Annotated in this window: 1 protein-coding gene; it reads left to right on the forward strand. The window is 40.1% G+C overall.

The window, feature by feature from the left end:
• Positions 1–616: putative Ig domain-containing protein (locus HMPREF3264_RS12175; RefSeq protein ID WP_256324002.1), on the forward strand; the 616-nt coding region annotated here is incomplete at both ends.

A 616-nucleotide genomic window follows, 5' to 3' on the forward strand; every position in this document is an offset into this window, starting at 1 on the left:
TCTACCGTCTGGAGTAAGTTTCGATGGTGAGACAAATACAATCAGTGGTACTCCAACAAAAGTAGGCAACTATCCAATTACGGTAACGACAACGGATGCCGAAGGTAACGCAACGACAACGAAATTTACAATCCAAGTTGTAGACACAATAAAACCGATGGTTACTTCTATTGAAGATCAAACAAAAGAAGTGAATACGCCGATCGATTCAATAACAATTGAAGCAACAGACAATAGTGGTCAGTCAGTGATAAATAAAGTCAGTGGCTTACCGACTGGCGTCACATTTGATAGTGAGACAAATACGATTAGTGGAACGCCAACAAAAGTGGGCAGCTATCCAATTGTGGTAACCACAACAGACGCATCAGGAAATAAAACAGAAACGAAATTTACAATCGAAGTTGTAGATAAAACAGCGCCGACGGTGACAGCTATCGAAAATCAAAGCAAAGAAGTAAATACACCAATTGATAAGATAGCGATTGAAGCAACAGACAATAGTGGTCAGGTTGTAACCAACAAAGTAAGTGGTCTACCTGACGGAGTAAGTTTCAATAGTGATACAAACACAATTAGTGGAACGCCAACGAAAGTGGGCAACTATCCAATCACA

Origin of the sequence: Staphylococcus sp. HMSC62A08 (assembly GCF_001839105.1) — a bacterium.
Lineage (GTDB): Bacteria > Bacillota > Bacilli > Staphylococcales > Staphylococcaceae > Staphylococcus > Staphylococcus caprae.